Consider the following 19,861-nt stretch of genomic DNA (forward strand, 5'->3'; position numbering starts at 1 on the left):
GTGTCCCCATGACCTACCGACTCGTCTGCCACCTGTCCGACATCCCCGAGGGCGGCCTGCTCGGCGTCGAGACGTCCGGAACCCCGCTCGCCCTGGTGCGCGACGGCGGCGAGGTCTTCGCCCTGCACGACGTCTGCCCGCACGCGGGCGCCACCCTGAGCGAGGGCGAGGTGGACGGCGGCACCCTGGAGTGCTGGCTGCACGGCTCGTGCTTCGACATCCGCACCGGCAAACCGGTCGCCCCGAACACGCTGCCGGTCACCACGTACCCGGTCAAGGTGGAGGACGGAGGGGTGTTCGTCGCGGTCCCGCCGCCCTCCGGCTGACCGCTCCCTACACGTAGGGGTGGAGGTGCTCCGTCGAGCCGACCAGCGCGGTGCGCCTGTAGGCCGCGGGCGAGAGGTGGACGCCGGTGGCTCGCTCCGCGAGGGCGAGCGCCGCGGCGGCGGGTTCGTCCCCGCCGATGTGCAGCCCCAGGTCGGTGACGTCAGCCTCAAGACGGTCGGGCTCGGCACCCTCTCGGTAGCGATAGCTGTACAGGCTGAAGGTGGTGAGCAGATCGCCGTCCTCGTGGAATTTGAAGCCGGCCCCGTTGATCGTCACGCTGACTGCGGCGGCTGCCGAGCCCTCCGAGAGGAGCCCGGCGTTGTTGTAGACGATGGCGCCCCATCCGTACTCGACCAGGACTGTCCCGCCTCTGGCGCGGTGCGCCGCGACGCCGAACCCCTCCAGAGGGCTGCCTGCGACCACACCGATCCGTCGCAGAGCCTCATCGGGAGGCACGTCCTGGACGAAGCAGACACAGAGCCAGGTGTCGCCCACGCCGTCGGTGAACTCCTGGTGGAGCCACTCATAAGTGGCGGCGGTCGCCTTGACCATGACCATCGTGCGCCCTCCCGAGAAGATGGACGATCGAGGCGATCTTCGCAGGGGAGTCCGACAGACTCAGGTGACGTCGCGGCGCAGGGTCACCAGCCGGGCCGCGAGGGCGGCCGCGGCGACGTACGCGGCGAACAGCAGCCCCCCGGCCCAGGCCGGCAGGAGCGCGCCGGCCTGCAGGTGCATGCCGCTCAGCGCGCGGGCCGCGCCCGTGGGCAGCCAGCGTCCGACGTCAGGCGCCACCGACGTGAGCATGTAGTCCCCGTACATGAACCACAGCAGGGCCACGACCAGCGCCACCACCTGGTTGCGGATGAGCGCGCCGAGCCCCACGCCCAGCAGCGCGTACGCGGCCGTGCTCAGCACCGCGCCGAGCAGGACGAGCGGGACGCCGGGGGTCAGCACCGGCAACCCGCGTACGGCGAGCAGCACCGCCCCCGACGCCAGCGTGGCCAGCGCCGACACGCACGCGATGGCCAGCCCGACGAGCCCCCAGGCCACCAGCTTGGCGCTCACCACGCGGCTCCTGACCGGAGTGACGAGGAAGGTCCAGGTGATCGTCTGGTGCCGGTACTCGCCGGTCATCGCGAGCACCCCGAGGATCAGCGTGAACACGTACGCCTGCTGGGCCATGGCGTAGACGTTCTCCACCCGCGCGGTCTCGGGCACGTCGCTGAGGCCGTCGAAGACCAGGACCTGCAGCGCCGCCCACACGGCGCAGGTGACGGGCGCGATCACGGCGAGGGCCGGGCCGGTACGCCCCGCGCGCGCCTTGACCAGCTCGGCGCGGACCAGCGGGTTGCGGATCATCGGGTCGCCTCCAGGTAGAGGTGTTCGAGGTCGGTGGAGTCGGGGGTGAGCTCCGCCTGCCGTACCAGCCGGCCGCCCGAGATGATCAGGGCGCGGTTGGCGATGCGCTCGATCTCGGCCAGCACGTGCGTGGACACCAGGACGGCCCGCCCGTCGAGCGCGTGGGCGCGCAGGAACCCGCGCAGCCAGGAGATCCCCTGGGGGTCCAGCCCGTTGGAGGGTTCGTCGAGGATGAGAACCTCCGGGTCGCCGAGCAGTGCGCCGGCGATCGCCAGGCGCTGGCGCATGCCGAGGGAGAAGCCGCCGACCCTGCGGTCGGCCGCATGGGTCAGTTCGATCTGTTCCAGGACCAGGCTCACGCGGGCCGGGTCCAGGCCGGCGGCCGTGCGCAGCACCTCCAGGTGAGCGCGGGCGGACAGGCCGGGGTGGAAGGCGGTCGCCTCCAGCACCGCGCCGACCTTGGTGATCGGATTGTCCAGCCGGTCGTACGGCGTGCGCCCGATCAGCGCGGTGCCCGAGGTGGGGGCGACCAGCCCGAGGATCATGCGCAGGGTGGTCGTCTTCCCCGCGCCGTTGGGTCCGAGGAAGGCGGTGACCGCGCCCGGCTCGACGGTGAACGACACCTGGTCGACCGCGCGGACCGCGCCGAACGACTTGCTCAGGTCGGTGACGGTGATCGCTGTCATGGTGTGCAGCATGGTCGGCGCCGGGCGGGGGATTCATGGCCGCGTGGGTGGATATGACGATCTCCACCGTGGGGTGGATGGTCCCGTCCGGGGGCGGTGGTTACGGTTGCCGGTGTGTCCTTCCTGCGTCGTCCCCTCGTCCGCGTGGTGTTCCGCGCCTTGGTGGTGTCGTACCTGCTGTTCGGGTCGGTGTACGCCGTGGCGGACGCGTGGCCGAGGCTCGGCTGGGCGGCCGGGGCCGGGGTGCTCCTGCTCTCCGCGGCGACGTTCGCCGCGGGCGTGCGCGGTGCGGTGTTCCCCGGCGCCGGCCGGCTGCTGCCGCCGGCTCTCGCCGGCGGCCTGGCGATGCACGCCGTGTCCCCCTACAGCGGCCTCGCGGTGCTGTACGTGGTCGTCTTCGCCGCGCCGTACCGGCTGCCGCTGAGGTGGGCGGCGGCGTTCGTGGCCGCTGACATCGGCGGGACCGCTCTGGTGTCCCTTCTGCTCCGTCTGCCGGTCGCGGAGACGTTCGGGAACACGATGGGCCTCTGCTACAGCGTGATCCTGGCCTTCCTGCTGCGCCAGCTCACGCTGACCAGGGAGCTGGCCGAGTCGCGGGCCCGCGAGTCCGCCCAGGCCGAGCGCGCCCACCTGGCCAGGGAGATCCACGACATCCTGGCCCATGCCCAGTCCGCGCAGATCGTCCACCTGGAGGGGGCACGGCTGTTGCTGGAGCGCGGCGACGTGGCCACCGCGCTGGACCGGGTCAGCCGCGCCGTACGGCTGGCCCGCAGCGGCCTGGAGGAGACCAAGCGGGCCGTGGACGCGCTGCGCGGCCAGGACGTACGGCTGCTGGAGCTCCTGGAGCGCCTCACCACGGAGCACCGTTCGGCGGGCGGCGCGCCGTGCGAGGTGGAGGTCAGCGGCGACGTCTCCGCCCTGCCCGCCGGCGCCCGCCTGGCGGTGGCCCGTACGGCGCAGGAGGCGCTCACCAACGTGCGCAGACACGCGCCCGGCGCGGCGGTCACGGTCACCCTGCGCAACGTCCGCGGCTGGTGCGAGCTGGAGGTCCGCGACGACGGCGGCGCGGCCCCGCCGGCGCCGGACGGCGGCGGTTACGGCCTGGTCGGCATGCGGGAACGCGCCGAGCTGCTCGGTGGGTCGCTCACCACCGGCCCGGAGGGCGAGGGCTTCCGCGTCCTGCTGCGGCTGCCCGCGGAGGCGGCGTCGTGACCGTACGGGTGCTGGTGGCCGACGACCAGACCGTGGTCAGGGAAGGTCTGGTGCTGCTGCTCGGGCTGCTGCCCGGCGTGGAGGTCGCGGGCACCGCGGCCGACGGCGAGCAGGCGGTACGGCTGGCCGCCGCCGAGCTCCCCGACGTGGTGCTGATGGACCTGCGGATGCCCAGGATGGACGGCGTGGAGGCGACCCGCAGGATCCGCGCCGCCCATCCCGGCGTCCAGGTGGTGGTGCTGACGACCTACTCCGACGACGAATCGGTGTTCGCGGCGCTGCGGGCCGGCGCCCGCGGCTACCTGACCAAGGACACCGACCCCGAGACGCTGGCCAGGGCCATCGCCACCGTGTCCGGCGGGCAGGCGCACTTCGATCCCGAGGTGCAGCGGCGGCTGGCCGAGGAGGTCGCCCGGCGGCCCCACCGGCCCAGCGACCTCCCCGACGGGCTGACCGCGCGCGAGGGCGAGGTGCTGCGGCTGATCGCGGCGGGCCGGTCGAACGCGGAGATCGCCGCTGAGCTGTTCATCTCGGCGGGCACCGTCAAGACCCACATTAACAACCTGTTCGCCAAGGCGGGCCTGCGAGACCGCGCCCAGGCCGTCACCTACGCCTACCGTCACGGCCTGGGGGAGTGAGCTCGGCGACGGTTGCGTGTTCAGGACGGGTTCAGGGACGTACGAGGCCGTCGCCGAGCGCGGGCCGTGCCGGCGGCAGCGCCCGGAGCCCCGCGAAGGCCAGCGCCGTGGACAGCACCCCGAGCAGCGCGCACTGCCCGCACACCGTCGCCCACAGGATCCTGCCGACCTCGCCTTCGTGAGCGTAGGCGAGCAGCGACAGCCGCGGCAGCAGCAGGAGCACGCCATAGATCGACAGCGCGAGCGGCCACGACGACGAGCGCCTTCGAGCCAGGACGAACACCCCGATCACCGCGAACACCGCTATCCCCGCCCCGGCGGGATCCATCCACAGGTACATCCAGGGCGAGTCGACCTGACCCCAGGTCAGGCTGACCTGCGCCCACCCCTGCAGGGCGAGCGCGCCCCCCACCGGCAGCAGCGCGAGCCACCATGACCGCCGCACCGGAGACACGTCGGCGTGGAACCCGGCGAAGAGCGCGATCACCGGCACCGCGGCCGAGGCGAGCTGGGCCGAGTTCTCCAGCGGCAGGATGACCTCGCCCGCGACCACGTGTCTGACGAGGACGTAGACCGCAGGCAGGAGTCCCAGCAGAGCCGCCGGCTTCGCCGCACGCGGGCGGCCGCGCATGATCGCCGTGAACGCGACGGCGGTGCAGGCACCGATGATCGTCACCACGATCGCGAGCAGCCGCTCCGGCGAACCGGGAGCGCCGAAGTAGCCGGATTCGCTGTCCGCGCTCACCCCGCGCAGCAGGTCACCCACGCCCGAGAGGGCGACGGCCGCCTGGAAGGCCAGCCCGACCAGGGCCACGAGGCGTACGGTCTGGCCCCAGACGAGGAAGCGGGGCGCCGAGCCCGCGGCGCCGAGCCGGATCCGTACGGACAGGGCCAGCACGCTGGCGATCTCGCCCCAGGGCGGCCGGGGGCTGGTCTCGTCGGGCGCGTCGCCGTACATCTCCATGAACGCGTCCACCATCTCCTCCTCGCGCTCGGCGCGGTAGGAGGCCGGCAGCAGGCGGAGCACCGAGCGGTAACGCTGTTCGAGCAGGGTCATGCGGCGCCTCCGGCCGTGCGTGCGCGGAGCAGGGTCGTGGCGACGCGCGCGGTCTCCTCCATGCGGGCGGCCTCCACGCGCAGGGCCTCGGCGCCCTCGTCGGTAAGTCGGTAGTAGCGCCGCAGCCGTCCCTGCTGTGCCTCTTCGCGGTCGAGCGCGATCAGGCCCTCGGCCGCGAGTTTGTCGAGCACGCCGTACAGAGTGCCGATCTTGAGCTGGACGCGCCCGACGGACAGCCGGTCGACCTCCTGGACGATGCCGTAGCCGTGACGCGGCTCGCCCACCAGCGCGGTGAGCGCCAGGAACATGGGCTCCGTGATCTTCACGCCTCCACTATATCCTGGTAATCAGGATATCGTCAGGAGTGAGCGGCCTCGGCTGACGAGCGATGGATGCCCGGTGAGGCAAGGCGCCGGGCTGGAGGTGGCGGGGTTCCCGCCGCAGATCGGCGGCCCGGCGGAACTCATCGAACTCCGCCGGACCCGCATCGTATGATCCGCTTCATGCCGATCCCCAGAGCGGTCGCCGTGGTCGTCGACGGCACCCGAGTCCTGGTCATCAAGCGGTTCCTCCGGCGCGCCCCCGGCGTCACCTGCCACATGTGCGCCGGCGCGGGCCGGCAGGGGGAGAGATGTCCCGGGCACCACTACACGCTTCTTCCCGGAGGGCATGTGGAGGATGGCGAGTCGCCGGAGAACGCGGCAGTGCGCGAACTCCACGAGGAGACGACTCTCACCGGGACGATCGACCGGCTGCTCTTTTCCGGCTCGCACAACGGCCGGCCGGCCTTCTACTTCCTCATGCGTGACATCAACGGCACCCCCTTGCTCTCCGGAGAGGAGGCCAGGGATCACGGACCGGACAACAGCTTCGAGCTCAGATGGGCGACGGCCGCCGAGTTCGAGCAGCTGAACCTGTACCCCGCAGATGTGCACGGGCCACTCACGGAGCTACTTCGTCGTTGACCCCGCTACACCCAACCGAGGCAGTGCTTTGGATTGTCGGCGTCGATCCGTCCGAGAAAGCTGGTTGTCCTGTGTTCAGTGAGGTCGTCGAGCGTTACGCCGAGCTGGTTCGCCGGGTGCCGTGGGAAGGGATGGCGTGCACGGTGACGCTTCCCGACCACGGCGTGATGACGGTCGAGGACGCGGTGCGCCGGCTCGGGCTGGATGCCGCCATCCTGCGCGCTGCGAGAGAGGTCGAGCCCAGCGACCTCGAACTTCAACAAGCCGGCTCGGGCGTCGTCACATGGTCGGACAACCCTTATTCCGACGGCAGGGAGCTGACGGACCGACTCGGGGGCCACGGATTCCGGCACTGGTACCTGAGTAACGACATCGAGGGCAACACCACCCTGTACGCCTCTTATGGAGAGAGCAACGGGCAGCTTCAATTTCCCGAACCTGATTGGTTGCCCTTCATTCCCTGGACCGAACAGATCGGGCCGCTGGCACCCTACGCGGACAAGTTCGCTGCCGTCTACGACACATGGTCGGACAACCCCGAGGTATGGTCGGACAACCCCGAGGTATCGGTGCTGGGCACGTGTCTTGCGGTGATCGAGTTGGAAAGCGGCGTTCGCCTGGACGAGGAGATGAGCAGGGGCCCGAGGACATACGTGCCGATGCCCACATGGGGGTTGGGATCAAGGACGCCTTAGCTTCACCGTGAGGAAGGACGGGACTTGGTGAAGCTTGTCGTAGGCGGCTTCGTCGATCTCCCGTAGGCCGTCCGTGGGGCGCGGTTCGATCAGCTGCTCCAGCACGAACCCTGCGGCCAGTAGCTCGCCCAGGAAGGTCTCCAATGGCAGGCGCTGGTAGTGGATCGAGAGCCCGGTGTCTCCGAGGGGCAGGTCTCTCCAGTCGTGGCTGAAGTACGAGCCTCCGAAGTGACGCCAGTCGGCTGTGGGATGGGTGGTCGACACCAGGAGCCATCCACCTGGTCGCAGGACGCGGCGCAGTTCACCCAGCAGTTGCGCACGGTTCCTGACGTGCTCGTACACGAGGGCGCAGACCACCCCGTCGAACGATGTGTCAGCGGCGAAATCAAGCGGCTCTTCGAGATCATGGAGAAGCAGTTCCGCCTGGCCGTTCACGCGTGCTCGTGCGTGGCGCAACAAAGTGGCGCTGCCCTCGATTCCGACCACCTGAGCACCGCGGGCCGAGAGTTCAGCCGCATAGTGGCCTGCCCCACAGCCGACATCCAGGATTCTGGCCCCGGCAACATCGCCCGCGAGTTCGAGCATTGCGGGTCTGTCGGTGTAGGCGTTGTAGGGGCTCGTCTCTGCGTGTTCGGCGAAGTGATCGCCGAGGCCGTCATGGTAAGCGGTCGCCTTGTGCATCGGGTCATCATGGCGCGGCCACAAATCCGTCGCCACCGGAGCGGCGCGGCCAGGTGGTCGGTTTCGCCGCTCTGCCACTGGCCGCGTCCTGGCGTCGCCATGAGGCGACGAGCTCCCGGTCGGACCAGTCATAGGACGGCACGGAGGGCATTCCTGCTGTGTGCGGCACCGTCCGGCCGCGCCGGCCGTACGGGCTTGCCTCCGCCTCTCAACGAGGGTCGTGCAGTACGTGCTGGGTGGCGCCCAGTTCGCGCATGGCGTCACCGCTGGCCTCCTGAATGGCCAGGAGGGCCGCCGGGACCTCTTCGCCACGCTTGCGGGCCAGATGGACCGCCACCCCGGCCTGGACCTTGATGACCGAGATGTTCTGGGTGAGAGAATGGTGCAGTTCCCGGGCGATACGCAGCCGCTCGTGATCCGCCCGCCACCGGGCGCCCTCCTCGCGTGCGCGCTCGGCGTCGACCGGGTCTTGTTCCGCCTTCCGCAGGCACGGTTGCCGGAGCCGGATCACCACGCCGACCAGCCCGGCGGCGATGAACCAGCCGAGCAGCAGGCCCGTGCTTCCGACGAACTCGTGGCCGGGGTGGCCGGAGACGGCGGCCGGGCTCATCGCCTGGCCGGCGCCGAGGAAGACCACGCCGGCCAGCGCGGCGAGCACCTGATGTCCGGCCCGTGCCGCGGCGAACACTGACACCAGAACCGGGAGAGCGGCCGACAGGCCGGCTGGGGCATGGAGCACGTGCACCAGCATGCTGGCGGTGGTGACGAGTAGCGGCACCAGGGGAGCCCGGCGCCAGGCCACGAGCGCGAGCGAACCGACTATGACGGCGGTGAGGTCGAGAGCGTCCCGACCGGGCGCACAGAACAGGTCGGCCACCAGCGGAACGGCCACCGCAACGGGAAGCAGGCACTCCCCGGCGAACTGCCACCCCCGCCTCAGACGGGTCAGGTTCACGGGTTCACGCGCCTTCCCGGCGATCGTCCCGGCCACGGACGTCGCTGCCTACCCTGTGACGCGTCTGCCTGTGGCGCGTCGTGCCCCCTGTTATGGATCATCGCCGCCGCGACAAGGTCGGCGACGGCGTGGCTGAGACGTGCCGCCTTGGGTCGTCGGAGTACGCCGATCTCGCCCAGCGCGCTGGTCAGGAAATCACGCAACACGGTGTTGGTCCCGTCGGCATCGGTCAGGGCCATGGGCCGGTCGTAGTGGACGCCACGAGGGCGGGGAAGAAGTGATCGGGGCACCATGGCGAGGACGCCGTCCACGATGCCCGCCTCATTCGCGTACGCCTTCAATGAGAAGGGGCGCCATGTGGGATGGACAAGCAGGCCCTGCGGATCGGCGAACGCCTCGCCGCGGGATTGCGTGACCACACATCGGCCACTGAGCGGCATGGTGACCAGGACTACCTCCGGGTCCGACCGGCGGATGAGCTCGTCCGTTCTTCGCGTGTGGACGGATGAACAAGTCACGCGGCTGATCTGCACAGGACCGAGGTCGAGCAGATGCATGGAGCCCCGGAACCTCGCGGGATCGCGGGTGCGGGAGCACTTGACGTCGTCATGCAGACCGGTTCGCCCGGGCACGATCCGGGTCGTCGTGGTCGTCGGGTGGCGTCGAAGCGGCCGTCGTAGGGCGGGTCGTAGGGCGATAGGCGAGGCCGGCCACGAGCGCGGCCAGCATGGAGACCACCGCCGCGGTGAGGAATGCGGGGCTTGCGTCGTTGTCGGGGCCGGTCAAGCGGCCGGCGACGGCAGTGCCCAGGCCGTACCCGGTCCACATGAAGGTGTTCAGCCATGCGAAGACCTCCGTCCGGTATCGAGCAGGGGCGTGCTCCGCGAGCAGGGCGGGATGTACCGCGTCTCGCGGTCCCGTCAGGAGCCCGATCGCAGTGATCAGCACGGCGAGGGCGAGGAATCCCGAGACATGGGCTCCGGCCAGCATGCTCGCGCTGTCGGCCAGAGACAGCCCGATGAGGAGCAGTTTGGCCGGGACGCCCCAGTCACGGGCCCCGTAGCCCAGCGCGCCGATGAGCGCACCGACCGACAGCAGCCCCATCAGCACGCCGGCCGCGGACGGCGAGTTCAACGCCGTGGCCGCGGCCACCGTGGCGATGCGCAGGCTGCCGAAGGAGAAGGTGCCGAAAGCGGCCAGGACCAGCAGCACCAGAGTCGGGCGGTGGGCGAGCGGTCCGGCCAGGCGACTCAGCCGGCGTCCGGGGATCTGGGGCGACGAGGCAGATGCGGACCGTACGGATGCCGATGCGCGTACAGCTGGGAACAGGAGCAGAAATGCGGTCCCGACCAGCAGGAAGGCACCCGCTGCGGCCACCACGCCGGACGCGGGCATACGCAGCATCAGCAGGGGGACGAGCAACGGGCCGACGATGAACATCACCTCGTTGACGGCGTTGTCCACCGCATAGGCGGCCTGCACCGCGTCAGGCGGGACGACCTCCGGCCAGAGGCCCCTGACGACGGCCGTGACGGGCGGGGTGGACGCGCCCAGGAGGACCGCCGTGCCGACCATCGCGGCGGACCCGGCTTGGTGGGCCATCAGCAGAAGACCGTAGGACACCGCGTGGGCAGCGAGGTAGACCGTGAGGACCCTGCGCCTGCCGTGGCGGTCAACGAGCCGGCCGCCGAGCGGCGCGGACATGGCGAGCGCCAGGGCATGTCCGGTGAGGACGAACCCGGCTGCCGTGTATGAGCCGAGTCGATCTAGGGCTGCCAGGAGCAGCGCGAGACTGAGCACCGGCGTGCTCAGCTTGACCGTCAGCGCGACGACAAGCAGGTAGGGGACACCTGAGTGGGACAGGAGACGGCGGTAGGAGGTGACCACGAAGGCTCCGTTACCATCAAAACGTGTTTAGCACATAACGAACCATGAGGGGTGGTTACTGGTCAAGTGGAAATAGCCTGTAACGTCGTACGTCAAGCTCCGGTGATCGCCGAACTGGTCAACGTGGCCACCTCCCCATGGCGGGGCGGTGCCGAGACGCCATGCCTGGAGGGCGATGAGCTGGTGAGGGCATTCGTCGCCATGGTCGGCGAGCGCACCCGGAAAGCGGTGCTGGACGATCTCGACGCGGATGTTCGTCTCGGGGAACTCGCCAGAGAACTACGCGAGGTGCTGGTGGCCGATCAGGCTGCGGATCAGGCGGCGCTCATCAACGCCATGATTCGTAGGTACGGCGCCCAACCGTACCTGGTCGAGGATGCCGGCCAGCCGTTCCACCTGCATTTCCACGGGGCGGGCGGCACCGCCGTGGAAGCGTTGGGAGGCGAGTTCGCCACCGCGCTGGCCCTGATCGTGGACGGCTACGGTCCGGACCGGTTCGGGCAATGCGCAGCTCACCGGTGTGACGCCGTCTATATCGACCTCACCCGCAACGGATCGCGGCGCTACTGCAGTAGCGCGTGCACGGCACGCGCCAAGACCGCCGCCTACCGAAGCCGCCGACATGCCTGAGTCCGGCCATGGGACGGGCTATGGCCTCGCCGGGCTCAGGACCCGTCCACCAGGAGCTCGGCGAGTGCGCCCAGCAACTCCCGCACCTCGGACAGCGACGGCCGGGGATACGCCTCGCCGGAGACGAGCAGGTTGTGCACCGCTCCGGTCACCAGGAACCCGATCGCGTGCTCGTCCACCCGAGCCCCGATCCTGTCCAGGCGCTTCTCGGCGGCGATGTAGCGGGTGACGGTGGTCGGCAGGGCGTCGACGAACCCGCTGCCCATGGCCGAGTCGTGGAAGCCCCGTTCCTGTACGGGCACCCCGGCGGCCAGCTTGATCACTTCGGCGGCCGGGCCCAGCAGCACCTCGGCGAACCGTCCCAGGTTTTCCGCCACGGTGCCCGTGCCGGCCCGCGCCACGATCTCCTCCAGGCTTGCCGTGAGGTCCCGGAACTGCCGGTCCACGACCGCGAGAACGAGCGCTTCCCGGCTGTCGAAGATCTTGTACAGCATGCCGAGGGAGCATCCCGCCTCCTGGGCCAGCGCCCGCATGGTGAGCGCGTCGGCCCCGTCACGACGGACGAGCTGGGCGGCGTGGTCGATCATCGAAGCGTGCAGCGCCGCCGTCGCGGCGGCCCCACGTCGGGCCGGTGCTATGACCCCTCCAGTGTCGCGACTGCATCGTGACCCCGAAGCCTACCATGAACCATTGTTCATGATAGCTGGCGGCGTGTCCCGCCCCCCTCCAGGAGAGCAGCTCGTCCTGCTCGACGAGGTGACGAGCGGGACCGCTGGCGAGAAGGGCCTCGGCGGCCTCGTCCGCCGTTCGGCCGAAGTCCTGCGGCACCGGAGCCGGTTCGGCGGGACGCCGAGCAGGGCCGCGACGGGGATCACGAACCCCCCGCACTCCTCGGGTTGCTGCGGGCACCCGGCCGCCAGGCGCCCGCCCGGCCGCAGCGAAGAACATGACGCCGTACATGCTGATGGCCACATCGAAAGAGCCATCGGGAACGGATGGATCTGAGCGTCGGCCTGCTTGAAGACGGCGTTGCCGATCCCACCCCCCGCGGCGGCGCGGCGGGCCTGACGCAGCATCGGCGCCGACAGGTCCACACCGATGGCGCCCCCGGCGGTGGCCTGCCGCGTCCCATTGGGGCTATGGGATCCCCTGAGGTGATGTGGCCGGCGTCGGCTGCGGATCGTCAGTGCTCGTCGAGGATCTCGAAGTCTTCTGCGCCGGCCTCCCGGGTCAGCGCGAAGGCGGCGGCGACTTCAGGACTGCCGGCCGCTGCCTGCCGGGCCGTCGCCAGGCTGGCGGCCGAGTCCCAGCGCCAGATGCCGGCCCAGTGCTCATCGTCGACTCTGCCCAGCCACGCCTCCTCCAGCCCTGGCGCTGCGGCTCTGGTCGCGGCGACGAGGGCGGCGTGCCGGGCCCGCAACTGTTCGGCGTCGGCGGGATCGATCTGGAACCGGGTGACCGTGATAAGAGGCATAACCGTACCTGTTCTCTAGTGGGCTTCAGTGGTTGGGCTCGGGGGTCGGCGGATACCAGGGATGGAGCCTGATCGGCAGAGCTGCGAGGTCCGACAGATCCAGTACGTGGTGGAGGTGATGAACCCCGCGCGGTAGGCGGGCGGCCTTCACAGCGGCGATGGCCGCTATCGCGGCGGTGGCATGCGCCTGGACCCGGCCGCCGAGCGTATGGGTGCGGCCGTCGGCGCTGCGCGCCAGGGCCAACCATCGTTGATCGCCTGGGAGGTGCCAGGAAGGCGCCGCGTGAGCAGCCGCGGGAAGACGTGTCAGGGCGGCCAGGGCGGCGGTCGCCAGACGGGACGTGAGCCCGAAGTACGTACGGACGGGCACGCCGAGGTCGCGGTGGAGGACGTGCTGGTCGCTGTAATCGACCCGAAGCAGCCGGCGCACCCCGTACACAGGCAGGTGGAAGCGCCGGGGACGGCTGTAGTTGCGGATTCTTTCGCCCGTCGCCGGATCGGCGAAGTCCTGACCGAGCAACTGGTACGCCCAGGTGGTGGAAGCCTTGCCGTAGCGCTCACCGGCGCCGAGCAACAAAGCGATGTCGATGGGCTGGGCCGGCGCTTCGTGCTGGACAGCGGCGGCGAGCAGGTTGGTCAAACCTGGGGCCAAGCCCACGCTGAGCAGGATGGGGGCGGACGGCTTGAGGCGTTCGACGGCGGATGTGTATTCCACGCTCGCCGTGATGTCCACGAAAGCCGCGCCGTGGCGGGTGACCTGGTCCGCCAGGGCGGCGTCTTCTGTGCCGGCGCAGTTGAGCACCACGTCCACGTCCTTCAACACGCGATCGAGGCCGTGGGGATGACCGGCGTCAATTAGCAGATCGGCGCGCTTCGGATCACGTCCTGCGGCCAGGACGTGCGCAGCCATCTCCCGGAGATAAGCGACCGCTTGGGAGCCGACGGCACCGTAGCCGCCCAGGACTATGACCTTCATACGGGTCTCGTCCTGCCTCGTTCGGGAAAGCTCCGGGACCACAGGCTCCCGACGTGGCCTTGCGGGCTGGGCGCTGCCATCAACGGCCTGCTCGCGATCCGGTGCGCATGCCGCCATGCTCTGGCGCTGTTGCTCACGAGGTCACCGCCTGCCCACGCTCGCGCAACAGGCGCACGAGCAGCAGCGCCGTCACGGCGGCGGGGAGGACGTGCAGCACACCGGTGGCCTGGAAGAGCAGGTCGAACGGCTGCCCAGGCGTCACGTAGCCCCCTTGGAGGAGCGGGGAGAGCACGTGGGTGTACAGGCCCTCGAAGAGCCCGAACGAAAGAACGAAACCGACCAGGGACACCGACCAGTGGATCCACCAAGCCACCGGGCGCCGGGCCCAAGCGTATGCGGCCACGTCCAGAGCCAACAGCAACGCGGCGGCGAGGACGGCGTGATAACGCCCAGGGGTGCCGTAGATGACGGCGCCGTACACGTGATGAACGGTGGTGATCAGCGCGTTGGCGCTGCACCACGCCAGCACCTGCACGTTCGTCCTGGACGTAGAGACGGTGGGGCTTTTGCGATCAGTGGTCATGTGGCCTCCAACGTGAATGGGGTGCTGGACGCGGCATCCTCGGCCGGCCGGTGGGCCTGGCAGATCACTTAGGACGCGAGGGCATGCCGGGACGAGGTGCGCCAGCTGTTGCGGATGCGCAGGCCCGCCCAGGCATTGAGGCGGTTGATCGAAGCGTTCACGCCATCGTGAACAGCTGTCCACGACAGTAGCATGAACATGCGTTCACAACAATAGCGCTGACGCCTCGGCGCCACCCAGGTCCTCTTCAGGCGCGGCCGCGCGCGATGCTCGACCCGATGTCCGTGCCCGTGAGGGGTTACGTCCACGGAAGTGGTGTACGAGTTTGGCCTGGTCATAGGCGTGGTGCCGTGAAATGAGAACGGCCATCGAGTGATGACCTCTGGGAATGCCTCACAGACATCGCCTGCAGGAGGCCGATCCCGCGTATGTCCCGCGAGGCGGAGCCGACCAATCGGCCTTCGTCCGTGGCCGTTGCTGTCACAGCTCCAGCGGCGGCAGTCCCCGCATTTCTCGGTAGCGCCGCCGCCCTTCGGTCAAACTGGCCGACCCGTTGGGCCAGCATGGGCACGCGTACGGCTGATCGCGAGGCGGTAGCCGGAGGAAGTCTCCGCACTGTTCCGCCATCACGGACAAAACCCATCGCTTGGCTGGTCGCCGGGCGCGACAGGCGACGGCGATCTCTCGGGAGGCGACGAGGGAAGATTCGGCCCGTCCGAGCAGGCTGCGTATATCGCCCACACGGAGGAACCTCCGAGCCTGGGGAAGCTGTCCGGCACCAGCGAGCCGGTGGCGGCCACCGCTCGCACCACGTTCCAGGTGTCCCAGACGCCCTCGAACCCGGACCGCGTCACCTGACCCGCGGCGAGCGCGTCGTTGAGCGGCACGTTCACCGCCATGGTGACCACGCAGCATCACCACCGACAGCGCGAACCCGACCGCGACCGCCGGACGGCGCTCCAGATTCCCTTCGCCGCGCCCTGGCGGGCGAAGTCGGCGAAGTCGCGCGGCTCGCCGCCCAGCGCGCGCTGCGCGGCTCGCCGCCCAGCGCGCGCTGGACCCCGTCGCCGAGCGAGCGTTGTAGTCGATCTCGCGCGGCGGCCGCGGCAATCTCGGCGGTGGCCCGGGCGAACGTCAGCAGCCTGGGCCCGGTCAGCTCGTAGACCTGCCCCGCCCGGCTCGGACCCGCCCGTGCCAGGTGAGAGAACGGGCGGGCGAGGCCCGGCAGTAGGTCCGGGGGTGCGGCCCTACCGCCGGACGGGTCAGCTACGGCCGAGCATCTCGGCGGTCAGGACGTTGCCGCCCACGCCCCAGCCGCCGTCCGGGACCTCCTCCAGGAGGACCAGGGTGGTGGCGCGGGCTCGTTCTCCGTAGACCGTGGCGTAGGCGTCTGTGACGGCGTCGATGAGCTTCTTCTTGGACTCGGGGGTCAGGGTGTCGGCGGGCACCTTGAGGTTGGCGAATGGCATGGTGATGACCTTCCTGTAGTGGTGATTCAGAGCGAGGCGGTTGAGGACAGCAGGTCCTCGACGCCTACACGTCGGTAGAACTCGGTGCGGATGCGGTCGGCGACGATCGGGACGACCTCGCTGCCCTTCTTTCCGGGATCGAGATGGCTGCGGAACGGACGGCCGCCGGCGGGGAGATCGACAAGGGGGACGATCTCGTCGGCGATCGACTGCACGTCCAGCTCGGACGCCGGCAACGTGAGGTCTTCGTCGGCGGCGAGCCGTTGCAGGGCAGTGACGGCGGGGCGGTGCGGTCGGCGGTCCGCCTCATGCCGGCCACGACGGCGTGCCCCGTGCCGGGCCCCGCCCGTGAGCCGACCGCTAGCACGGCGGTCATCAGATGATTCCACCGTTGGCGCGCACGACCTGGCCGTTGATCCAGTGCCCGGCCGGGCTCGCCAGGAAGACGACGACCTCGGCGATGTCCTGCGGGGTGCCGAGGCGCTCCAGCGGTGGCTGCTTCGCGAGCCGTTCGATCGTCGCCTCGTCCTTGCCGTCGAGGAACAGTTCGGTGGCGGTCGGGCCGGGCGCGACGGCGTTGACCGTGATGTCCCGTCCGCGCAGCTCTCGGGCGAGCACCAGTGTCATCGCCTCGACGGCGCCCTTGCTGGCGGCGTACGCGCCGTAGCCGGGAAACTGCAGGCCGACCACGGAGGTGGACAGGTTGACGATCGCGCCTCCGGCGCGCACGCGGCGTGCGGCCTCCCTGGCCATGACGAAGGTGCCGCGGATGTTGGTGCGGTGCAGGGCGTCCAGCTCGTCGAGGTCGAGGTCGGCGATCGGGGACAGCGACAACCGCCCCGCCGAATTGACGACCACGTCGATCCCGCCGAAGGATTTCTCCGCCACGTCGAACATCTTCGCGACGGCGTCCTCGTCGGCCACGTCGGCCTGGACCGCGAGCGCCCGGCCGCCGGATGTCGTGATCTCCTCGGTCACCTGCACCGCGGCGAGGTCCGATCCGTGGAAACCCACCGCGACCGCGTAGCCCCGTGCCCCCAGCGCCACCGCGATCGCCTTGCCTATTCCACGGGAGCCGCCGCCGACGACGGCCACACGCTGATCATTCATGGAAGACCCCTTGATCTTATCGCCGATATGGGAATGCCGTATCGACGGTACGCTCCGACGATAGCACAGCTCCGTAACCTCGCTAGCTTTTGCCGCTATCATTGATTGCATGCCAGAGGACGACTCGCTTCGCGCGGCGATGATCGAGGCGGCGGAGCGGCAGCTCGCGTCGTCCTCCGACCACGAGGTCGCCACACGGGCGGTCTGCGAGGCCGTCGGCGTGAGCCAGCCCGTGCTCTACCGGCTGTTCGGCGACAAGCGCGGCCTGCTGGACGCCGTCGCCGACCACGGCTATGAGCGCTACGCCGCGCTCAAGGCCGCCCAGGAGCAGACCGGCGACCCGGTGGCCGACCTGCACGCCGGCTGGGACGGCCACATGGCCTTCGCACAGGCGAACCCGGCCCTCTACCAGCTGATGTTCACCCCGAGGCCGTGGTCGCGCTCAACAGCTCGAGAGCGCGTGATGGACCTGCTGGTGGCGGCACTCACGCGGTGTGCGGCGGTGGGCGCGCTCAAGGTCGAGCCGCACACCGCCGCCCGGCTCATCCTGTCGGCGAACGTCGGGACCGCCCTCGACCACATCGCCAGACCCGCCCCGTTCGGCGACAACGCGCTGTCCCACCGCATGAGGGACGCCGTGTTCTCACACGTACTGGCTGAACCGGCCGCCGCGAACGACGCTGACCCGCTGCACACTGCGGCGCTGCGCCTGCACGCACAGCTCGATCTCACCGGGACGCAGGCACTGGAACCGGTCGAGGCCGCCCTTCTGCGGCGATGGCTCGAACGCATCACGCACCCCGCCCGAAGCTGACGACCACCCGGCCCAGCCCTCCCCGGCAGCGCGCGCATCCACGTCCCGGGCCGCTGCGGCCTTCGTGGGATGGGCGGCGTGGCGCCGCGGCATCTTCCGGTGAATGTCAAGGCACGGGACAACTCGGCGCTCGGCATCCGGCGGCTTCCAGCGGCCTGCGGCTGCCTCCGAGGCTCCGGCCCTGCAACGTGAAGCCCCAGCTCAGCGGCGTTGGCCGCCTCGATCCACATCCACCTGCTGATGGAGGCCGCCGTCGAGATGGATGGCACCGGTCAGGAACAGCAAGCCGCACAGACTGAAGCCCAGGGAATCGCCTGGATGAAGATCGGCGACGAGATCCCGGCGGTGCTCATCGCCTACGCGCAGACCCTGACTACCCATCTGCCCGCCGTACGCCGGGCCTGCGCACCGGCCTCGTGACCACGGCATCCGCCCAGCCTGTGGATGCCGAAAATCTTCCGAGCAGGTCAAAGCCCTGCCTGGTGATCACAGGCCTTGATTCTTGAGGTGTGAGGTCTACGCCGCCGCGGCATGATGCTTCGTCAGTCGCAGACGATTCTGGCCTGTCGCCGAGCGGGGCCCGTGCGGGTGGGACGGCGGGCCATACCGGCGATGGCGGCCCAGCGGATGACGGCCTCGGAGATCTTCGGGTCTCGTTCGTAGTCGCGGGCCAGACGGCGACAAGCGGTAAGCCAGGCCAGCGTCCTCTCTAATCACTGAGGCAGTCATCAATTCGATGACCGCATGACCCACTGCGCCTGGACGGCTCGTGGACGCCGAACGCCGCGACCGAGAGCAACCCGTTCGCCGGCAAGGCCAACAGCGCGCCGCCTGGACCAACGACATCAGCCACGGTGACCTGGCAGCAACCCCGACCAGACCAAGACCGTCGACCCCTGCAACCTGCCGCTCCTCTACCAGGGCCGCAGCCCCAGCTCCGGCGGCGACCATGGTCTCCTGCCTTAGCACCCGGGCCTGCTGACCCTGCAGCGCCAAGGCATGACACAGGTCCCGCCCGTACGTCCTGACGTACCAACGCCGGGACCGGGCGGATCCGAAACGGGCGGGCTCGGCTTCGCGCCGAGCCCGCCTCAGTTTTCCGCAGCTCAGAGCGCCTGTCTTTCAGCGGCAGGCGAGTCAGTCGTCGAACTCGAAACCGTTCGCCTCGGCGGCCGCCACGAGCCGCCGCACGCGGTCGGCGTCCGTCACGATGGTCGCCATCAGGATGCCGAGTTCCTCCAGCGCGCCGCGGTCCTTTCCGTACGCGCAGAACATGTCGCCTTCGGGGTCGTACGAGAATCGCCCTTCCAGAGCGGGAGCCTCGGTGCCGACGAGCACCTGCGCGACGCCCTCCCAGAAGTATCCGTTCGGCTCATGGCCGAGATCTTCGATCACGTCGTCGACCCGCGTGGTTCCTGCCTCCAGCAACAGTGAGTACTCTCCCGGGGTCGGCTCGATCAGCCTCAATGGATGCACCGGCGCATGCTGTCACTGGTCGATCCACAGCCGCAAGGGGCTCCAGGCCCGCTGGGGCCGCCGGCGGAGTCACTCGGCGTACGGCTGGTCCTGTCCCTGGGCGCTGTAGCCGAGGCTCCAGATGTAGCCGTCCGGGTCGGCGAAGGTGCCGCCGTACCCGCCCCACGGCAGCGCGCCGGCAGGCTTGAGGATCGTGGCACCGGCCTTCTCGGCCTCTGCCATGATCTCGTCTACCCGCGCCTCGCTGCGGACGACGTAAGTGAGGACAAGCCCGCCGAAGCCGCTGCCGTCCCGGCTCGTTCCCACCATGTCGGCCAGGCCGTCGCGGCCGTAGAAGCCGACGGGCGAGGCTCCGTCCGATTCGAAGAACACCGAGACGCCGAAGTCGTTCTTGATCTTCCAGCCGAGCCCCTCGGTGTAGAACCGCTTGGCCCTGTCCATGTCACGGACGGCGAGGAGAATTGAGCTGACGTGCGCTTTCATGCCTTGGCTCCCTTGTGCTTCAGGGTCGTGCTCATGAAGCTCACGCTACGAGGGGTTCCGGGCCCGGCGCTTCTCGATTCGTGACCGGTGTCTGCCGGGTATCGGCGGCCCACCGGTGCCGCCCGGCCACTCTCCGGCTTCTGCACCGCCACGAACAAGTCCAGCGCGATGAACTGGGCATCGATCGGTCGCCGTCAACCCCGATGTTCACCCGCGAGAACGGCGGGGCCATTGATCCAACTACCTCACCCACCGGTCACGTCCACGGACGTGGTGTATGAATCAAGCTTCGCGTGATCCTGTTTCTGCAGGTTAAGCGGTAAGTGTCTGCGGGAGCGGGTTCTGGGCCGGTGTGTCGCTTGCGATGAGCCGGACGCGGGC

27 protein-coding genes are annotated in these 19,861 nt (G+C 69.8%); 9 read left to right on the top strand and 18 right to left on the bottom strand.

Annotation, left to right across the window (positions count from 1 at the left end; all coding sequences use genetic code 11):
• Nucleotides 1-8: 8 nt before the first annotated feature.
• Entirely contained in the window at nt 9-326 is a 318-nt protein-coding gene (locus ACBR40_RS41670; protein ID WP_371252291.1) for a Rieske (2Fe-2S) protein, read from the top strand.
• Between the two features lie 7 nt (nt 327-333).
• Here the strand turns inward: ACBR40_RS41670 and ACBR40_RS41675 are convergent, their stop codons facing one another.
• The 3 genes from ACBR40_RS41675 to ACBR40_RS41685 are packed head-to-tail and all read right to left on the bottom strand — an operon-like array spanning nt 334 to nt 2,375.
• Nucleotides 334-885: a DUF6461 domain-containing protein gene (locus ACBR40_RS41675; RefSeq protein ID WP_371252292.1), complete on the bottom strand. Its 552-nt coding sequence runs from the start codon at nt 883-885 to the stop codon at nt 334-336.
• Between the two features lie 60 nt (nt 886-945).
• Nucleotides 946-1,689, bottom strand: coding sequence for an ABC transporter permease (locus ACBR40_RS41680; RefSeq protein ID WP_371252293.1), 744 nt, complete (start codon nt 1,687-1,689; stop codon nt 946-948).
• Nucleotides 1,686-2,375 carry an ABC transporter ATP-binding protein gene (locus ACBR40_RS41685; RefSeq protein WP_371252294.1) on the bottom strand — a complete coding sequence of 230 codons (690 nt, stop codon included), beginning with the start codon at nt 2,373-2,375 and terminating at the stop codon, nt 1,686-1,688. The genes ACBR40_RS41680 and ACBR40_RS41685 overlap by 4 nt, the downstream gene beginning before the upstream one ends.
• 114 nt (nt 2,376-2,489) lie before the next feature.
• Here ACBR40_RS41685 and ACBR40_RS41690 point away from each other — a divergent pair, with 114 nt between their 5' ends.
• The gene (locus tag ACBR40_RS41690; protein WP_371252295.1) at nt 2,490-3,587 is read left to right on the top strand and encodes a sensor histidine kinase; all 1,098 of its coding nucleotides are present in this window, start codon (nt 2,490-2,492) and stop codon (nt 3,585-3,587) included.
• Nucleotides 3,584-4,225, top strand: a complete 642-nt coding sequence (locus ACBR40_RS41695) for a response regulator (RefSeq protein WP_371252296.1) — start codon at nt 3,584-3,586, stop codon at nt 4,223-4,225. The genes ACBR40_RS41690 and ACBR40_RS41695 overlap by 4 nt, the downstream gene beginning before the upstream one ends.
• A gap of 31 nt (nt 4,226-4,256) precedes the next feature.
• Here the strand turns inward: ACBR40_RS41695 and ACBR40_RS41700 are convergent, their stop codons facing one another.
• On the bottom strand, nt 4,257-5,282 hold the full coding sequence (locus tag ACBR40_RS41700) for a hypothetical protein (RefSeq protein WP_371252297.1): 1,026 nt from the start codon (nt 5,280-5,282) through the stop codon (nt 4,257-4,259).
• Nucleotides 5,279-5,608, bottom strand: a complete 330-nt coding sequence (locus ACBR40_RS41705) for a PadR family transcriptional regulator (RefSeq protein WP_344213063.1) — start codon at nt 5,606-5,608, stop codon at nt 5,279-5,281. The genes ACBR40_RS41700 and ACBR40_RS41705 overlap by 4 nt, the downstream gene beginning before the upstream one ends.
• Nucleotides 5,609-5,785: 177 nt before the next feature.
• On the opposite strand from ACBR40_RS41705, the gene ACBR40_RS41710 reads away from it, so the two are divergent.
• Together ACBR40_RS41710 and ACBR40_RS41715 are read left to right on the top strand one after the other, a co-directional pair.
• Nucleotides 5,786-6,247 (top strand): NUDIX hydrolase, encoded by a 462-nt coding sequence (locus tag ACBR40_RS41710; protein ID WP_371252298.1) that lies wholly within the window; start codon nt 5,786-5,788, stop codon nt 6,245-6,247.
• 71 nt (nt 6,248-6,318) lie between these two features.
• Entirely contained in the window at nt 6,319-6,942 is a 624-nt protein-coding gene (locus ACBR40_RS41715; RefSeq protein ID WP_371252300.1) for a hypothetical protein, read from the top strand.
• Here ACBR40_RS41715 and ACBR40_RS41720 read toward each other — a convergent pair.
• The 4 genes from ACBR40_RS41720 to ACBR40_RS41735 all read right to left on the bottom strand — a co-directional run bounded on the left by ACBR40_RS41720 (nt 6,928) and on the right by ACBR40_RS41735 (nt 10,465).
• The gene (locus tag ACBR40_RS41720; RefSeq protein ID WP_371252301.1) at nt 6,928-7,623 is read right to left on the bottom strand and encodes a class I SAM-dependent methyltransferase; all 696 of its coding nucleotides are present in this window, start codon (nt 7,621-7,623) and stop codon (nt 6,928-6,930) included. The two genes, ACBR40_RS41715 and ACBR40_RS41720, sit on opposite strands and share 15 nt — an antisense overlap.
• 208 nt (nt 7,624-7,831) lie before the next feature.
• The gene (locus ACBR40_RS41725) at nt 7,832-8,614 is read right to left on the bottom strand and encodes a histidine kinase (RefSeq protein WP_371252302.1); all 783 of its coding nucleotides are present in this window, start codon (nt 8,612-8,614) and stop codon (nt 7,832-7,834) included.
• Nucleotides 8,575-9,210: a hypothetical protein gene (locus ACBR40_RS41730; protein ID WP_371252303.1), complete on the bottom strand. Its 636-nt coding sequence runs from the start codon at nt 9,208-9,210 to the stop codon at nt 8,575-8,577. The genes ACBR40_RS41725 and ACBR40_RS41730 overlap by 40 nt, the downstream gene beginning before the upstream one ends.
• Nucleotides 9,185-10,465: an MFS transporter gene (locus ACBR40_RS41735; protein WP_371252304.1), complete on the bottom strand. Its 1,281-nt coding sequence runs from the start codon at nt 10,463-10,465 to the stop codon at nt 9,185-9,187. The genes ACBR40_RS41730 and ACBR40_RS41735 overlap by 26 nt, the downstream gene beginning before the upstream one ends.
• Before the next feature lie 102 nt (nt 10,466-10,567).
• Between ACBR40_RS41735 and ACBR40_RS41740 the strand changes: the two genes are divergently transcribed.
• The gene (locus tag ACBR40_RS41740; RefSeq protein WP_371252305.1) at nt 10,568-11,095 is read left to right on the top strand and encodes a CGNR zinc finger domain-containing protein; all 528 of its coding nucleotides are present in this window, start codon (nt 10,568-10,570) and stop codon (nt 11,093-11,095) included.
• Nucleotides 11,096-11,130: 35 nt separating this feature from the next.
• On the opposite strand, the gene ACBR40_RS41745 is transcribed toward ACBR40_RS41740, so the two are convergent.
• The 7 genes from ACBR40_RS41745 to ACBR40_RS41775 form a co-directional block, all read right to left on the bottom strand.
• On the bottom strand, nt 11,131-11,682 hold the full coding sequence (locus ACBR40_RS41745) for a TetR/AcrR family transcriptional regulator (protein ID WP_344213047.1): 552 nt from the start codon (nt 11,680-11,682) through the stop codon (nt 11,131-11,133).
• Between the two features lie 596 nt (nt 11,683-12,278).
• On the bottom strand, nt 12,279-12,569 hold the full coding sequence (locus ACBR40_RS41750; RefSeq protein ID WP_371252306.1) for an antibiotic biosynthesis monooxygenase: 291 nt from the start codon (nt 12,567-12,569) through the stop codon (nt 12,279-12,281).
• Between the two features lie 25 nt (nt 12,570-12,594).
• Nucleotides 12,595-13,545, bottom strand: coding sequence for a saccharopine dehydrogenase (locus ACBR40_RS41755; protein ID WP_371252307.1), 951 nt, complete (start codon nt 13,543-13,545; stop codon nt 12,595-12,597).
• A gap of 133 nt (nt 13,546-13,678) precedes the next feature.
• Nucleotides 13,679-14,128 (bottom strand): hypothetical protein, encoded by a 450-nt coding sequence (locus ACBR40_RS41760; protein ID WP_371252308.1) that lies wholly within the window; start codon nt 14,126-14,128, stop codon nt 13,679-13,681.
• 1,262 nt (nt 14,129-15,390) lie between these two features.
• Nucleotides 15,391-15,597, bottom strand: a complete 207-nt coding sequence (locus ACBR40_RS41765; protein ID WP_344213037.1) for a 4-oxalocrotonate tautomerase family protein — start codon at nt 15,595-15,597, stop codon at nt 15,391-15,393.
• A gap of 26 nt (nt 15,598-15,623) precedes the next feature.
• Entirely contained in the window at nt 15,624-15,833 is a 210-nt protein-coding gene (locus tag ACBR40_RS41770) for a hypothetical protein (protein ID WP_371252310.1), read from the bottom strand.
• Nucleotides 15,834-15,972: 139 nt separating this feature from the next.
• A complete protein-coding gene (locus ACBR40_RS41775) occupies nt 15,973-16,707 on the bottom strand; it encodes an SDR family oxidoreductase (protein ID WP_371252311.1) in 735 nt (244 codons plus the stop codon).
• Between the two features lie 109 nt (nt 16,708-16,816).
• Between ACBR40_RS41775 and ACBR40_RS41780 the strand changes: the two genes are divergently transcribed.
• The 3 genes from ACBR40_RS41780 to ACBR40_RS41790 all read left to right on the top strand — a co-directional run bounded on the left by ACBR40_RS41780 (nt 16,817) and on the right by ACBR40_RS41790 (nt 18,549).
• On the top strand, nt 16,817-17,521 hold the full coding sequence (locus ACBR40_RS41780) for a TetR/AcrR family transcriptional regulator (protein WP_371252312.1): 705 nt from the start codon (nt 16,817-16,819) through the stop codon (nt 17,519-17,521).
• 210 nt (nt 17,522-17,731) lie between these two features.
• Nucleotides 17,732-17,941 carry a hypothetical protein gene (locus tag ACBR40_RS41785; protein ID WP_371252313.1) on the top strand — a complete coding sequence of 70 codons (210 nt, stop codon included), beginning with the start codon at nt 17,732-17,734 and terminating at the stop codon, nt 17,939-17,941.
• A gap of 338 nt (nt 17,942-18,279) precedes the next feature.
• Nucleotides 18,280-18,549: a non-reducing end alpha-L-arabinofuranosidase family hydrolase gene (locus tag ACBR40_RS41790; protein WP_371252319.1), complete on the top strand. Its 270-nt coding sequence runs from the start codon at nt 18,280-18,282 to the stop codon at nt 18,547-18,549.
• A 109-nt stretch (nt 18,550-18,658) separates the two neighbouring features.
• Here ACBR40_RS41790 and ACBR40_RS41795 read toward each other — a convergent pair whose 3' ends face one another.
• Entirely contained in the window at nt 18,659-18,988 is a 330-nt protein-coding gene (locus ACBR40_RS41795; protein WP_364463475.1) for an Imm51 family immunity protein, read from the bottom strand.
• 78 nt (nt 18,989-19,066) lie between these two features.
• A complete protein-coding gene (locus ACBR40_RS41800) occupies nt 19,067-19,480 on the bottom strand; it encodes a VOC family protein (RefSeq protein ID WP_150935602.1) in 414 nt (137 codons plus the stop codon).
• Nucleotides 19,481-19,861: the final 381 nt, after the last annotated feature.

The organism is Nonomuraea sp. AD125B (assembly GCF_041402765.1).
Classification (GTDB): domain Bacteria; phylum Actinomycetota; class Actinomycetes; order Streptosporangiales; family Streptosporangiaceae; genus Nonomuraea; species Nonomuraea bangladeshensis.